Annotated in this window: 11 protein-coding genes; 3 read left to right on the forward strand and 8 right to left on the reverse strand. The window is 43.0% G+C overall.

Annotated elements, in window-relative coordinates; translation table 11 throughout:
- The first annotated feature begins 7 nt into the window (after positions 1–7).
- Complete coding sequence (locus tag DN752_RS02005; protein ID WP_015267483.1) at positions 8–199, forward strand: cold-shock protein; 192 nt, start codon at positions 8–10, stop codon at positions 197–199.
- Between the two features lie 396 nt (positions 200–595).
- On the opposite strand, the gene DN752_RS02010 is transcribed toward DN752_RS02005, so the two are convergent.
- Positions 596–1687: an o-succinylbenzoate synthase gene (locus tag DN752_RS02010; protein WP_170134439.1), complete on the reverse strand. Its 1092-nt coding sequence runs from the start codon at positions 1685–1687 to the stop codon at positions 596–598.
- A 116-nt stretch (positions 1688–1803) separates the two neighbouring features.
- Between DN752_RS02010 and DN752_RS02015 the strand changes: the two genes are divergently transcribed.
- The gene (locus DN752_RS02015) at positions 1804–3027 is read left to right on the forward strand and encodes an S-adenosylmethionine:tRNA ribosyltransferase-isomerase (protein ID WP_112782427.1); all 1224 of its coding nucleotides are present in this window, start codon (positions 1804–1806) and stop codon (positions 3025–3027) included.
- On the opposite strand, the gene DN752_RS02020 is transcribed toward DN752_RS02015, so the two are convergent.
- The 7 genes from DN752_RS02020 to DN752_RS02055 all read right to left on the reverse strand — a co-directional run bounded on the left by DN752_RS02020 (position 3024) and on the right by DN752_RS02055 (position 13060).
- Positions 3024–3440, reverse strand: coding sequence for a LytR/AlgR family response regulator transcription factor (locus DN752_RS02020; RefSeq protein WP_112782428.1), 417 nt, complete (start codon positions 3438–3440; stop codon positions 3024–3026). The two genes, DN752_RS02015 and DN752_RS02020, sit on opposite strands and share 4 nt — an antisense overlap.
- A 332-nt stretch (positions 3441–3772) precedes the next feature.
- The gene (locus DN752_RS02025; protein WP_112782429.1) at positions 3773–6931 is read right to left on the reverse strand and encodes an efflux RND transporter permease subunit; all 3159 of its coding nucleotides are present in this window, start codon (positions 6929–6931) and stop codon (positions 3773–3775) included.
- A 41-nt stretch (positions 6932–6972) separates the two neighbouring features.
- Positions 6973–8079, reverse strand: a complete 1107-nt coding sequence (locus DN752_RS02030) for an efflux RND transporter periplasmic adaptor subunit (RefSeq protein WP_112782430.1) — start codon at positions 8077–8079, stop codon at positions 6973–6975.
- A 22-nt stretch (positions 8080–8101) separates the two neighbouring features.
- Positions 8102–9436: a TolC family protein gene (locus tag DN752_RS02035; protein WP_112782431.1), complete on the reverse strand. Its 1335-nt coding sequence runs from the start codon at positions 9434–9436 to the stop codon at positions 8102–8104.
- Positions 9437–9612: 176 nt separating this feature from the next.
- Complete coding sequence (locus tag DN752_RS02040) at positions 9613–10188, reverse strand: TetR/AcrR family transcriptional regulator (RefSeq protein ID WP_112782432.1); 576 nt, start codon at positions 10186–10188, stop codon at positions 9613–9615.
- A 544-nt stretch (positions 10189–10732) separates the two neighbouring features.
- Positions 10733–11407: a haloacid dehalogenase type II gene (locus tag DN752_RS02045; RefSeq protein ID WP_112782433.1), complete on the reverse strand. Its 675-nt coding sequence runs from the start codon at positions 11405–11407 to the stop codon at positions 10733–10735.
- 1233 nt (positions 11408–12640) lie between these two features.
- Entirely contained in the window at positions 12641–13060 is a 420-nt protein-coding gene (locus tag DN752_RS02055; protein WP_211324117.1) for a hypothetical protein, read from the reverse strand.
- A gap of 399 nt (positions 13061–13459) precedes the next feature.
- Here DN752_RS02055 and mgrA point away from each other — a divergent pair, with 399 nt between their 5' ends.
- Positions 13460–14449, forward strand: a complete 990-nt coding sequence (gene mgrA, locus DN752_RS02060; RefSeq protein ID WP_112782436.1) for an L-glyceraldehyde 3-phosphate reductase — start codon at positions 13460–13462, stop codon at positions 14447–14449.
- Positions 14450–14517: the final 68 nt, after the last annotated feature.

A 14517-nucleotide genomic window follows, 5' to 3' on the forward strand; every position in this document is an offset into this window, starting at 1 on the left:
CATTATTATGAACACAGGAAGAGTTAAATTTTTTAACGAGTCTAAAGGATTCGGATTTATTATTGACGATGAGTCATCAAAAGAGTATTTCGTACACATCACCGGTTTGGTAGATGAAGTTAAAGAAGATGACGAAGTGACTTTCGACCTTAAAGAAGGAAGAAAGGGTCTTAATGCCGTGAATGTAAAATTATCATAAGATATAGCATTTAGTGTCATTATTATGAAAGCTATCAGCTCCGGCTGATAGCTTTTTGTTTTTTGGGTCCTATTGGTAGCGCTTTAACGGATCAAGCGGAAAAGCTGAGGGGCTGATGGGACGCTGATGGTGCAGATGATTATGATTTGCGCTGATTTTGTGCTTAAATTGGAAAAGACAAGTAGCATAAAAAAGCCCTGAAAGGGCGTCTCATCCTTAGCCATGGGCAACACCCATGGTAAACATCAAAAGGTGGTACTGAGCTAAAAGCTCAAATTACGTGGCTCCGCAGCACAGCTGTGGGAACAACTAGTAACCGTTATTGTGTCTTAGTGACCTACTTTTTTTTGCCACAAAGTCTCGAAGGCAGCAAGACAGGCTACCCCTTACCTGCTGCTAAATATCTCCCCAGCCCATTTCGGGATGATAGGAAAGACTACCGTTCCCAATGGTCAATGGAGAAGGAACATTATTACGGTACAATTGCCCCGTTCCCAAGCCTTGTGGCAAGGTCACTTGAAAAGCAGACGTAAGCTGGGCAATAGCATTAAGCCCGATATTACTCTCTAAGGCAGAGGTCATCCACCAACCAATATTACGCTCTTCGGCTAGAGCAATCCATTCCCGTGTAGAACGAATCCCCCCTACCAAGGTGGGTTTCAAAATGATAAATGGCGGCCGAACAGTGTCCAACAAGGCAGCCTTATCACTTACCTCCTCGATCCCTATCAAATCCTCATCCAGCGCAATGTCCAATGGACTTGAGGCACATAACTGCCGCATTTCCTCATACTGCCCCGCCTTGATTGGCTGCTCGATGCTGTGCAGGTCAAATGCGGCCAATCGGCGGAGTTTATCCATCGCCTCACTCGGCAAAAAAGCCCCATTGGCATCTACTCGCAAGGTGATGTTATCTTTGGAAAACCGACTACGGATATAACCGAGCACCCGGCATTCCTCTTCAAAATTGATCGCACCTATTTTCATTTTGATGCAAGAAAAACCCTGATCCAGTTTGTCCTCTATTTGCTTTAACATAAAGTCCGTGTCGCCCATCCAGATCAATCCATTGATCGAAATCTGTTCTTGGCCATCATAGAACGCATTGTCCAACAACTTTCTCTTACCTCCATGGTACAAGTCCAGCAATGCTGTTTCAAAGGCAAAGCGCAGACTGGGAAAGCCCTTACCAATCATGGTGCTACAAAAATCCAGTATTCCTTCCTCTGACCAAGGGATGGTGCTCTTACGAAGTTGGTACACATAGCTGTCCATCACGGCCGCAAGGTTTTCACCGTCTTCGGGGCTCAGCTTTGGCAAGGGACCGGCTTCTCCCCAGCCCACGACTCCCGTTTCGCTTGGTCTCCATATTTTCAAAAAATACGAATCCTTGGTCTTCAGCACTCCCCGGGAAGTGCCCGCATCAAACTTAAAATCCAACGTGTACTTTTGCCACTCAGCGTCTACTTTGACCGGATTTTCCTCCATATTGTTTATCTCTGATAGTAATACCGTATATTTGTCATCCTAAAAACAAAGCTAAGGGAATCACTTGTAAATACCCTTTCCCAGACACTTAAATACAACATCAAAGACATCCAAAGATGGGCATCACTCCTGACATCAAGCTCTCCGACTATCATTACCACCTACCGGAAGACCGCATCGCGAAGTTTCCCCTAGAAAAAAGAGATCGATCAAAATTACTTCATTTTGAAGACGGAAAAATAGGCCATCACCACTTTTATGATTTACCAGAACTATTGCCTTCCGACACATTGATGGTGTTCAATAATACAAAAGTAATTCCGGCAAGGCTTATTTTTCAACGGGAATCGGGCGCAAGGATAGAGATATTTCTCCTACAGCCAATAGCACCATCCACCGTCATCAATCAAATCATGCAGCACACTGGCTCAGTCACTTGGCAGGCCATGATCGGCAACTCAAAAAAGTGGAAAGACGGTGAAATACTCACAGGAAAAGTCTTGATAAACGATAGGCCACTCACCATTACCGCTTCCCTAGCCAACCGTACAGATCGTCAAGTAACGATCAATTGGGAAGATGAGCAGCTGCCCTTTGCCGCTGTGGTGGAAGCAGCTGGCGAAGTGCCCCTCCCGCCATACCTCAACAGGAAAGCCACCAGTGAAGATAAACCCCGCTACCAAACCGTCTATTCTAAAAAGGAAGGCGCTGTGGCAGCCCCCACTGCCGGTCTACACTTCACCGATGAAATCCTCAAAACCCTTTCTGATCAAGGGATAAAAACGGACTACCTGACCCTCCATGTCGGAGCGGGCACATTTCAGCCTATTAAAGATGAAATCGTCACACACCACCCCATGCACAGCGAACAGGTGGTCGTCTCCAAAGAAAATATCCAGTACTTATTAGGACACAAAGGTAATATAGTCGCCGTGGGCACGACCAGTATGCGTTCCTTGGAGAGTATTTACTGGTATGGTGTAAAACTACTTAATGGAGACGGAAAAGACTTCCTCATCCCAAAGCTATACCCCTATCAGCAGCGACTGAAAAAGGCTTCTTTTGAAGAGAGTTTTCGGGCAATTATGGATCACATGACGGAAGAAAATCTCAATGAAATCACTGGAAGCACTGAAATTTTCATCATGCCAGGCTATCGATTCAAGGTGTGTAACGGCCTTCTTACCAACTTTCACCAACCAGCATCAACACTCATCCTACTCGTGGCCGCTTTTACAAAAGGCCACTGGCAAAAGATTTATAGCGAAGCCCTGTCACATGATTATAGGTTCCTAAGCTATGGAGATAGTAGTCTACTCTGGCACCATAAAAAAGCCTAAGCTCCAGCGCCCAACTTATTGATTCCGTGAATAAGCTTCTGATAATACGTTCTTCCAACAGGAACACGCTCTTGCTCGATCGTCACTTCTTTAGGTGATATCGTAGTGATTCTGTCCAGTCTTACCAAGTAGGATTTGTGTATTCTTACAAATTCTTCCTCTGGCAAAATGGCTTCAAACTCCTTAAGGATATTGCGCAGTGAATAAACCTTGTCTTTCGTGACCAAGGTAGTGTAGTTCCCATCACCTTTTAGCCAAAGTACGTTTTTAAACTTTACACGCCGAAGGCAGCCTTTATCCCGGACAAAGAGCGCGTCTTTGATCAAAAGGTCTTCGTGTTCAGAGTGGTGGTTCTCTAGGTTTGAATTTTTTTTACTCATTGCAGTCCCGTGATGATAGATTACTTCTCCCATATTTTTTTTTTCTTTTTTGGAGAGTTACAACATAAAAACTTAATCAATTAACAATTTTTGTCATATCGACTTTTACATGCATTGTAAGCATCGAGTAGCTACTAACCACTGGTTTCGATGACTTAAAATTTCTGTAGAAATCAGTATCAAAAGTGAAATGACCAATGGATTCTGAAGGCTCTCCTGTTACTTACCTGCATAAATATAAACACAATATACATATTTATGTATTTAAAAGTCATTTTTTTTAATAATAATTAAAAAATAATAGCCTGACATCGCGAGTTTTGCTCGCATGCCAGGCTATTTTAACCTATTATTCTACCTGATTATCAGGCCTCAGGCCTATAATTGCTTTCTAGTTCTTTCAATTGTTTCTTACCATAGGCAATTTTAGTAATCACCACATAAAGTACGGGAACGACAAAAATGGCCAAGAATGTCGCTGCCAACATCCCTCCAATCACCGTCCACCCAATAGTCTGTCTGGCGATCGCCCCGGCGCCATTTGAAAGCGCCAAAGGAACTACCCCAAGGATAAAGGCAAGTGAAGTCATCACAATAGGTCTCAACCTCAGTTTGACGGCTTCGATAGTGGCCGCCAGCAATGGCATACCTGCATCCACCCGCTCCTTGGCAAATTCCACGATAAGGATGGCGTTCTTGGCAGCCAGACCAATCAATGTCACTAAACCGATCTGCGCATAAACGTTATTGTCCAGTTTTGGCAAAAACGTCAAGGCCAAAATCGCTCCAAATGCCCCCAATGGCAAGGCAAGCAATACCGAAAATGGCACAGACCAACTTTCATACAACGCAGCCAATAACAGGGACACCAAAACAATCGCCAAGGCGAAGATCAGGATGGTCGTATTGCCGGAAGCAAGTTCTTCCCTACTCAGTCCTGAGAAATCGTATCCATATCCCGCAGGCAATACTTCATCAGCCACTTCCTCGAGAGCAGCCAGGGCCTGACCACTACTGTACCCTTCTGCGGCGTTACCGTTGATTTCCGTGGATCGGAAGAGGTTATAATGGTTGATAACAGGAGCATTTTCGACCACCTCGTAGTCCACCACGGCGCCCAATGGAACCGACTCCCCTTTTTGGTTCATCACATAATATTGATCCAGGTCTTTGATATCCATCCGGTATGCAGTGTCTGCCTGGGCCACTACACGGAAATTACGCCCGTACCTGGTAAAGTCATTCACATAGGAACTACCCATATAAGTGGACATGGTAGAAAAGACATCTGATATGGCCACACCTAACTTCTTGGCTTTCTCCCGGTCCACTGTCACATGGTAGCCTGGAGTCTTAGCTGTAAAGAAACTGTAGGCCATAGCGATTTCCGGTCGCTGGTTAGCGGCTCCCAAAAACTGCCCAACCACCTGCTCAAATTCCTTGATGTCACCACCAGAACGTTGCTCAAGCATAAAACTAAATCCGCCTGTCTGTCCAAGTCCGGGAATGGCCGGCGGTGGCACCACAATAATATTGGCCTCCTTGATCGCTGCAAACTTCTGGTTAAGCTGACCGATCAATCCATAGAGTTGTTTTGAAACATCCTGACGCTCCTCCCAAGGATCCATCTGGATAAAGAAGGTACCACTGTTGGATTTAAAGGAGAAATTGATCGCATTTAGTCCACCGATTCCCGTGACATTTCGAATACCGTCTGTACTGGTAATCATCTCCACCATCTCGTCCATAATGGCCCTTGTTCTCCCAGTAGAAGAACTTTCGGGCAGCTCCAAAGAAACGAACAGTCTACCTTCATCCTCCGTAGGCAAAAACCCTGTCGGCTTAGCCTGGAACAATCCAATAGTACCCACATAAATACAAACCAGTATGATCAGTACCAACGGGCTGGCCTTGATACTTTTCTTCACTCCATTTCCATAGGAACTGGTGATATTTTCAAACCAATTATTGAATTTATAAAAGAGCTTATTGAGTCCCTTGGAATCCTTATTCACCTCCATAGGCTTCAGCAACAAGCTACACAGGGCCGGTGTCAACGTCAAGGCCACAAAGGCGGAAATCAATACGGAAATCGCAATAGTTATCGCAAACTGCTGATACATCCTCCCTACAATACCCGGAATAAACCCAACCGGGATAAATACCGCAGCCAAGATCAAGGCAATGGCAATTACCGGGGCAGTAATGTCCTTCATTGCCAGCAATGTGGCTTCTTTGGCTGAAATCCGCTTCGAATCGATATAATGTTGGGCAGCTTCCACCACCACAATGGCATCATCCACCACGATACCGATCGCCAAGACAAACCCAAACATCGTCAGGGTATTGATGGTAAACCCAAGTGGTATAAAGAAAATAAACGTACCCACTATGGAAACTGGAATGGCCAAAATAGGAATCAATGTAGCTCTCCAGCTTTGCAGGAAAAGGAACACCACCACAATCACCAAGATGAGGGCCTCCACCAACGTATGCAGCACCTCGTCAATAGACACCTGTACCACAGACACCGACTCAAATGGAACCACATAATCCATATCTGCGGGGAAAGTGGCCTTCATTTCATCAAGAGCATTATAAATACCTTCGGCTGTATCAAGGGCATTACTGCCCGGTGCCTGATACACCAACAAGATCGCTGCCGGCTCACCGTTTACCGTAGAAAACCTCCCATAATCAAATTCTCCAAACTCTATTCTGGCGACATCTTCCAAGTAGACCAAGCTACCCGTAGTCGGATCTGTACGAACGATTATATCCTCAAACTCGCCCTTTCTCTCCAACTTCCCGTTTACGGTAATGGGATATTCGAATGTCTGCGAGTCAAATTGCGGCATTCCTCCCACCGTACCGGCAGCCACCTGAAGGTTTTGCTCTTGGATGGCTGCTGTGACTTCTTTCGTAGAAATATTATACTGGGCAAGTTTATCGGGCTTTAACCAAACCCGCATACTAAAATCCTGACCAATCGCATTGATATCACCAACACCCGGTACCCTCAAAAGGGCATCCTTCACAAAAATGTTAGTGTAATTTGAAAGGAATTTGGTGTCGTGGGTACCCTTAGGTGAATACAAACTGATCACCATCATGATACTTGGATTCCTTTTACGTACCGTCACCCCAAGCCGTTTTACTGCTTCAGGGAGGCGTGGCTCAGCGATACTGACACGGTTTTGTACATCCAGTGTAGCTATGTCTATGTCCGTCCCCACGTCAAAGGTCACGTTCATATTCATCTGCCCCGTACTGGTATTGGTACTGCTGATATAAGCCATTCCTGGCGTACCGTTCACTTGTGTCTCGATCGGCGTCGCTACTGTCTGCTCCACGGTTTGGGCATCGGCACCGGTATAATTAGCCGCCACGGACACCACCGGTGGTGTAATATCTGGATACTGCGTCACCGGCAAGTTGACAATAGAGATGGCCCCTACCAATAAAATGACTATGGAGATCACCATCGCCGTCACCGGGCGTTTAATAAAAACTTCGGATATCATAAAATTATCTTACTTTGGCGTTTTAAAAGGATTGGTTTTGCTCAGGCATCTATCTGTACCTTGGCGCCTTCTCGTAGTTTCTGGATTCCTTCCACTACTATTTGTTGACCGGACTTAAGCCCTTCTCTGACCACGATATCTCCTCCTACTTTGGTACCTAGCTGGACATTTTGCTGATGCACCGTGCTATCCTCTCCGATCACATAGACAAAATACTCCCCCATTTGTTCGGTTACGGCTTTGTACGGTATCGCGATTTGGTTACCAATGTCCTGATTTAGCACCCTTAGATTTAGGGTCATTCCGGGAATCAGGTCACGATCTGGATTCGGAAATTGCACACGCATATTGATGGTTCCTGACTGCCTGCCTACAGCACGGTCAATGGTCGTTAGTATTCCGTGGTGACCATAGACGTCATTTTTACCAAACTGTATGGTAAACGTCGAATCAGAAAGATGTTCATTCTTCATCATTTTACTGAATCTCCTTACATCTCTCTCATTGACCACAAAATCCACCATTACAGGATCGTTGGACGAAAGGGTATTGAGAAGGCTCTGTCCAGCAGATACTTGGGCACCTAATCTTACTTGTGATATCCCCACAGTCCCATCAAAAGGCGCCTTGATCACAGAGTAATTATAATCGGTCAAGGTACTTCTCACCTGCGCTTCGGCAGAGGCTACTTGGGATTCAGCTGTCAATATATCTGCTCTCGCATAATCCAATTGCTGCTTGGCTATGGCCTCCTGCTTATCCAAAGATTCATACCTGGCAAGGTCTTTTTTTACTCTTTCCAGATTGGCCTTGGCGCTTTTTAAAGTAGCCTGAGCTTGTTCGTAAGCAGCTTGGTATTTACTTCTATCGATCTCGTAGAGCTTTTGTCCTTTGACCACTTCTTGGCCATCTTCTACAAAAATCTCATTGATATAACCACTCACCTGTGGTCTTACCTCAATTTCATTAAGCGGCACCACCGTACCTGGGTATACATCCAGCCCAGTAACGTGCCTGCTCGTCACTTTAGTGGCACGCACAGAAACAGCCTGCGAACCACCGCCAGCTTGCGTGTTAGCTTCGGAACCACAAGAACTCACCACTCCTGAAATTCCCGCAACGAAAATTATCCACAAAAACTTTTTCATTTCCCGATTGATTATTTACTGTTTAGTTGATTTCTATATTTCCCAATGCCCTGTCCAGGTCGATCTTGCTGGACATTAAACTGTACATGGCATTAAAATGACTCAATTGAGCTGTTCTCAATTCCGTTTCTGCAACGATCAGGTCGACATAGGCTTTGATGCCTTCATCATATTGCAGTTTGATGATATTGTACACTTCCTCGGCAAGCTCCATGTTTTCTTTGATCGTCCTCCATTCATAAAGATCACTCTTATAATTGGCCATTGCAGTTTTGTACTCTGTATTGATCTGCTTCTCCAAATTCTGCTTTTCCACCACCACTTTTTCTTGCTGCAATTCTGCGATCTTAATATCCTGATGCCTTTTACCACCTTGGAAAATCGGCAGGGAAAGGGTAAGTCCTAGTCCAGAGGTCGGATAGCTCCTGTCATATAGCTGGGAAAAGGAGTTATTAAAGTACAGCCAGTTATAATTATAATTTGCGGTAAGGGTAGGCAGGTAGGACCACTTTTGATACCCTGTGTTCAGCTGGGCCAAACTCTCCTCCGTTTGGATCTGTTGAAACTCAATCCTGTTTTCAGGCAACATGATCTGTGTGGTATCTGCAAAGACCTTTTGCTCCATCGCCTCATAATTGTAATCAAGAGAAAGCTGCGCATCTATCGGATAGCCCATTAGTTGCTTGAGATAGGCCAGTTTGGCATCTACGCTTTCGTCTGCTCTCCGTTTGTTGCTTCGGGTGTTCGAAAGCGTAATGGCCGCCCTTTGGTAATCTGTCTTATCCACCAAGCCTGATTCATACCGACTCTTGGCATCATTATACTGTTTCTCCAGACGTAGCAGGTTCTCATCGATGATCTTTAACTGCTCATAGGTCAATAGGATATCATAAAATGCCTTGCTCACATCCACCACTGTAGCTATCTCCACATTGGTTTTATTCTGCTCCCATTGCCTCTTGACATACTTGGATGTCCGGCCGGCAAATATCTGGTCCCTATTGATCAGGTTTTGGTCCACTTGCAGTGAAACAGTCGAATTGTAATTTTGGCCAAAAGTAATCAGCTGGTCCCCGATAATTTGCTGTTGTAATTTGATGTTTTTTGTTCCTGAAGCAGATGCAGACACCTGCGGATACCAACCAGAAAGACTGGACTTGATTTCCCTATCACCAATCTCCTCATCCAGCAGTGCCTGCTGTAGCGCAGGCCCATTGTCCAGCGCAAACTGGATGCACTGATCCAATGTCAACGTCAATTGCCCCTGGTTCCCTATCACCTCCTGTCCATAAAGGACGCCAGGCAAAAACAAGTACCCCGCTATCAGCCACAAGAGTACACGATTTCTCATTTTCATAAAATTATTGATTGAAAACACTTAATTAAATACCTATTTAATATTGAATTATTTTTTCTTTATCGTTGATAGAAAATACTTGCCTATTCACCCCAAATTATTCACTAGGAATCACAATAACCTGTCCCGACGCATATTGGTAAGGGGCGAAAGTGCTGGAAAACTGAAGCTCAGCACTATGAAGGCTGTGCCTTAATACCATCCCAAACGATCTCAGCAATCTCCCCGAGATTGATATCGTCTTTGTTTATTTTTTTATTATGATGAATCTCCACCTTTACCGAGCTTACGATACTACCATGAACCATGATAGAAAGAATCTCCGGCCTAGCTCCTGTCCTGAGCTCCCCACTTTTTATCCCACTTTCAAAAAACCTCCGCATCCATACAAACCATGGATTGTCTTTCACTTGCATACCCTCTGTAAAATAGGGAGAGCTGTAAAACTGTTCTAAAAACCGCTGAAAAGACGTCTCTGTGATATAAAAGCGCTTCATCGTATGCCAAAACCGCATAAACCTGGATTTAAAATCAAGTTCTACATCGTCTTCCGCTTCAGCTACTTTTACGAGTCGTCCCACCACATAATGGTAAAGCTCCATGATCAAGTCATCCTTGTTCTCAAAATGATGATAAATGGTCCCAGCCGCTACACTGGATTTTTTGGCCACCATACTCATCGGACAACCGTGAAATCCATGATCCTTTATCAACTCCAGCGTAGCCTCCAGTATTTTCTCTTTCTTTGTCATTACTGCTTCCCAATAAACCGAATGAACATTCAATCGAATTTAATGAAGTTTAGTTCCAGACTGAACTGTTTTTTTTGTTTTTTTGATTTTGCGCTCACCACACTGCCTCGCCTCTCACACAACACCTTTAGTCAATTCATTGATTACGAACATCTTAATAGGTTCACAAAAATTCAGGACCTTCTTCTTATCCTCACTCATTAACCATCATAGATCGGCCAAAGTTCTCTGATTTTAAACAAATGTTTGAATTGGTGATGATCGGTTAAAATCATTTTTAAAAAAAACTATTTGCCATACATTCGGAATGGATACTGTTCGGTTAATCATAAAAAGAAAAAATATCGCTTGGATTCCCTTGCCTCACTTAACACTTCACAAGACTTGGATGGGGACAAATAAAATGGAAAGGCATTCGCCAAACATAAACACTATCCACCAAAGAAATTAGCCCCGCTCGTCCCCACTAACCCACTATCATTATATCTGGAGCAAAGGCATCTCGCTCCCAAACCATCTCCCCTTATCCTTAGCAGCAGGCCTGTTATTTATCCCTGAAAAAAGCGACCAGTTCATCCAGGTTCTTAACGATTTGGTCAAGTGAGACTCCCCAAGGATCCATTATCGAATCCAGTGTCCGCTGGACCCACACTACTTTGAGCCCAATATTCTTGGCACCTATTACATCAAACGAATTCCCCGAAATAAACCAAGTAAACCGGTGCCCTGTATGGTTTGACCTCAAGAAACTTTCGTATACTGCTGGGTCAGGTTTAAATGTCCGAGAGCCTTCCACACTGTAGATACTCATAAAACAATCCTCCAACTCCGCATGCCTCAACAACTCCTTTACTTCATCCAAAGGACCATTGGTAAAAGCAAATAGCTTAAATCCCATTTCCTTTAATCTCTCCAGTGCCACTTTAGCTTCGGGATAAGCTGGCAACCGTTTACTAAAATCAAACAATGCAAGTTTTCCTTCTTCTGGGATCTCTACCTTATGACGAAGACAAGCATAGTCCAAAGCCTGTCGTGTACAGAGCGAAAAATCCACATCATCTTCCATCATTCTTCTTCGAAAAGCATATTCCCGTTGTTTATACTTCCACGTTTCAAAAAATGATGCTGCCTCCCCTCCTACATAAGATGCTAAAGGCTCCAACACACTGGAAGCATCCACCAAGGTACCATGGACATCAAAAGCTAAGGAGATTTTCATAACTATTTTGGATTAAAAAGATTGTAGCCCCTATACCTTAAAGATACTTCTTATTTATTGGAAAAGACAAGTAGCATATAAAAAGTGCTAAAAGGGCCTAACACCCATAGCCATGGGCAGCGCCCATGGTAAACTCTAAAAAAATCAATCAAGAGTAATCATTCCTGATTCAAAATTAGTGTAATCAATGCATTTGATCATTTTTATCAGGGTATCAGCAAACTCTTGTTTGCAGATAGAAACTCCAAATGAAAACGTGTCATGTTCAATTGGATAAATTCTTCTTTCATCAAATAGACGGGACAAATCAGTTTTACACTTTGCCCTCACTAGTAAATGATCCACATCAAGTGGACTATTCACTACAGACAAAAATCCGTTTGTAGAAGTTATTAGCATATATAACTTAGTTTTAGTAAATATTTAATTAATTATAGAATATTTAGCTAATTTTTAATTTTAATCACAAATACTTGAAAAACAAGTATTTGACCAACGAACAGCAAATCAGTTAATAAAAAACAGGAAAATTTCAATTTTTTTGAAATATCTCCCTACTTCTTTAGAAAGTCAGCCATTTGGATAAAAGTAACTAGAGATTTCTAAAAATGCAATGAAAATCACCTACATAATATACTTTTTACCAATAACTTAACAATTGATAAAAACAACTCAAAAGACCTATAATAAATTTTACCAAATAAAAAATACCCTAAATAGGGTATTTTGACCATTAATTTTATGTTGTTCAAATACATTTTTTACAAATGCTATTCCCCCTACTTACTAAAAATAATTTTATTTATTAAACTAAACTTCATACCACTTGCAATTTCAGCTCTCACTACGATTCCTAACACATAATCCGGGTTAAACTGGAAAAGACAAGTAGCCTAAAAAAAGCCCTGAAGGGGCGTAACATCCTTAGCCATGGGCAACGCCCATGGTAAACATCAAAAATAACCTTATTGTTTTAGCAGCAAATAGCATCCTAGCGCTTATAAATTCACGCTAAAACCCAATTCAAACAAACAGCGCTTTATTCCAATAATAAGTAGACAAAAGCAATTATAATTAAGTGTGTAGGCAATTATTCCTCCAAAAAAATGACTTGACCCGTCTAAAATCCAATTCTGCTAGTCCGATAACCTCTATCATGGGTCAGTAAAAGGAAAAAGGTCCAGAAAAAATCCCTGAACCTTTTTTTTTCACCAAGTTTGACATATAAAAAAATCAACGAAAAGAACTTTTAAGTGCTCTTAATATTTTTAAAATGGTCTTATCCTTTATCTTTTTCTCCAAATAACCCCGATCCACATGGTCCACTTTGACCACACCGGTCAGTAAAGACCACAACTTATCATCTTCCAATTCCTGACAGACATTTACTGTCCTCTCGATCAACTCCTTTTGCACCACATCCTGCCTAAACGCATCCGTGTCTTTTAGGATCTCCCTTAGCTCTAGGGCCATCTCATAAAAGTCATAATAAAAATAGGCTGCCTCTGGTGTAAGCTCATTACCAATAATGCTCTCTACCCGGCTAAACTCCTTTTCCATTATTGGAATGTAATTCAACACATCTTTGGTCTTTTCAAATAATCCGGCTTTTATTCCCGAAACAGTACTTGAAACGCCACTATTCAGCTCCATATTCATGTCTTACCATTGTGAAATGAAACATACTAAACAATCCAAATCGTAAGGGAGACAAACGACTTTTTCCTTCATCCCTATTGATGACACTAAGATGAATATAAAATTTTAAACAAACAAGAAATAGTCATTTTTTATATAAAAAAATGCTTTTTGTATAAACTTTTAAATCTTTCACATTAATTCTTGACTTAATACAAACTTTAAATCTACCCTACTTCCAGTAGTCAATTTAAAAAGAAGCATGCCACAAAACCCCATAAAAAACCACTTGGTGGCTTAGAGACTTTGTGGCCAAAAGAAACAGCCCATCCTGTTGTTCCGACAGCTGTACTGCTGAACCACTAGATCTTAGTATATTGGAAATTATATCGTAAAAAACTGTAAAATAAACCTATGAACTATCAACCTGCACCAAACCGCTATGAGAAAATGACTTATCGTCGATGCGGAAAAAGTGGTCTAAAGCTTCCTGCCCTTTCACTGGGCCTTTGGCATAATTTCGGTCATGTGGATGTGCTTGAAAATTCAAGAAAATTATTGCAACTCGCTTTTGATGCCGGAATCACCCATTTTGACTTGGCCAATAATTACGGTCCTCCTCCAGGATCTGCCGAAGAGAACTTTGGAAAAATCCTTAAAAGTGACTTCCAAGGGTATCGTGACCAAATGGTCATTTCTACCAAAGCAGGTTATTATATGTGGGAAGGCCCCTACGGAGAATGGGGATCAAAAAAGTACTTGGTGTCCAGTCTTGATCAGAGCTTACAGCGAATGGGACTGGACTACGTGGATATTTTTTACCACCACCGACCTGACCCCGACACTCCACTCGAAGAAACCATGGCCGCTCTGGACCTGATCGTCCGCCAAGGTAAGGCACTCTATGTCGGCATCTCCAATTATCAAGCTGAAGACGCTGCCAAAGCTATCAGTATCTTAAGGGACCTAGGAACTCCATGCCTCATCCACCAACCTAAATACTCGATGTTTGAAAGATGGGTAGAAGGCGGACTGCTGGATGTGCTCGGCAACGAAGGCGTGGGCTGTATCCCCTTTTCTCCCCTTGCCCAAGGCTTGCTTACCAACAAGTACCTCCATGGTATTCCGGAAGAATCCAGGGCTGCCAAATCCCACGGATTCCTCCAAAAATCTGCGATCACAGAAGAAACACTGTCCAAGATCAAACAGCTCAACGAGCTCGCCAAATCGCGTGGGCAAAGCCTCGCACAAATGGCCCTCTCTTGGCTGCTCAAAGATGACCGCATCACCTCTGTCCTGATAGGGGTAAGCAAAACTTCCCAACTGGAGGACTCCCTAAAATGCCTCGATAACCTCTCCTTCGCTAACGAGGAACTCACCAAAATCGAGGAGATTTTAAAATAATGCCCTGGGGCAATTAACCTCAGTTCGATTATAAAACCGTCACTGCGAGGCTTAGGGGGAGATTTAAG

It is taken from the genome of Echinicola strongylocentroti (genome assembly GCF_003260975.1).
GTDB classification, from domain to species: domain Bacteria; phylum Bacteroidota; class Bacteroidia; order Cytophagales; family Cyclobacteriaceae; genus Echinicola; species Echinicola strongylocentroti.

Excerpts from the sequence above, each read along its gene's own strand:
- DN752_RS02005 (WP_015267483.1), top strand. The coding sequence starts at position 8 with ATGAACACAGGAAGAGTTAAATTTTTTAACGAGTCTAAAGGATTCGGA.
- DN752_RS02010 (WP_170134439.1), bottom strand. The coding sequence starts at position 1,687 with ATGGAGGAAAATCCGGTCAAAGTAGACGCTGAGTGGCAAAAGTACACG.
- DN752_RS02015 (WP_112782427.1), top strand. The coding sequence starts at position 1,804 with ATGGGCATCACTCCTGACATCAAGCTCTCCGACTATCATTACCACCTA.
- DN752_RS02020 (WP_112782428.1), bottom strand. The coding sequence starts at position 3,440 with ATGGGAGAAGTAATCTATCATCACGGGACTGCAATGAGTAAAAAAAAT.
- DN752_RS02025 (WP_112782429.1), bottom strand. The coding sequence starts at position 6,931 with ATGATATCCGAAGTTTTTATTAAACGCCCGGTGACGGCGATGGTGATC.
- DN752_RS02030 (WP_112782430.1), bottom strand. The coding sequence starts at position 8,079 with ATGAAAAAGTTTTTGTGGATAATTTTCGTTGCGGGAATTTCAGGAGTG.
- DN752_RS02035 (WP_112782431.1), bottom strand. The coding sequence starts at position 9,436 with ATGAAAATGAGAAATCGTGTACTCTTGTGGCTGATAGCGGGGTACTTG.
- DN752_RS02040 (WP_112782432.1), bottom strand. The coding sequence starts at position 10,188 with ATGACAAAGAAAGAGAAAATACTGGAGGCTACGCTGGAGTTGATAAAG.
- DN752_RS02045 (WP_112782433.1), bottom strand. The coding sequence starts at position 11,407 with ATGAAAATCTCCTTAGCTTTTGATGTCCATGGTACCTTGGTGGATGCT.
- DN752_RS02055 (WP_211324117.1), bottom strand. The coding sequence starts at position 13,060 with ATGGAGCTGAATAGTGGCGTTTCAAGTACTGTTTCGGGAATAAAAGCC.
- mgrA (WP_112782436.1), top strand. The coding sequence starts at position 13,460 with ATGAACTATCAACCTGCACCAAACCGCTATGAGAAAATGACTTATCGT.